At 61.5% G+C, this 572-nt stretch carries 1 pseudogene; it reads left to right on the forward strand.

Features of this window, described 5'->3' with window-relative positions:
• Nucleotides 1–374, forward strand: a pseudogene (locus C446_RS08980) (alkaline phosphatase family protein); the annotation flags it as partial.
• Nucleotides 375–572 lie beyond the last annotated feature (198 nt).

Below are 572 nucleotides of genomic sequence, written 5' to 3' on the forward strand. Positions count from 1 at the left end.
GCTACGAGGAGAAGACCCGTCTCGCCGACGACGTCTTCGCCCCCGCCGGAACGAAAGCCGCGAGCCACCGCAGCGAAGGCGTCTTCTTCGCTCACGGCCCGACGATCGACGGCTCGCTCGAGGCGGGCGAGCCGGCCGACCTCTCGGTCGTCGACGTCGCGCCGACACTGCTGCACAGCGTGGGCGAGCCGATCCCTGACGGGATGGACGGCGAGGTTCGGACCGAGCTGCTCGAGGGCGATGCGGACCCGAAAGTTCGAGAGCCAGAGCCACAGGCGGCTGCAGGCTCTCGCGGGGCGACGAGTGAGGACGACGTCGACGAGGATTTCGACGACGTGGAGGATCGGCTGAAGGGTCTCGGATACATGGAGTAACTCTGTAATGCGGAGTGTTCTGTCCGTCACGTCCGCTGTTAGTCACGTCCGCTGTCCTCACGTCCGAACTGTTCTACACTCGGTACTCGAGTGTTCGACGCCACGTCAGTTGCTCTGTTGAACGCAAGAAGGCGACAGTATTGAATTTATGATATTCGTCTTAATGCCGCTATATGGCCTGAGAGTCCTGTTTTGAAA

Source organism: Halobiforma nitratireducens JCM 10879, assembly GCF_000337895.1.
Classification (GTDB): domain Archaea; phylum Halobacteriota; class Halobacteria; order Halobacteriales; family Natrialbaceae; genus Natronobacterium; species Natronobacterium nitratireducens.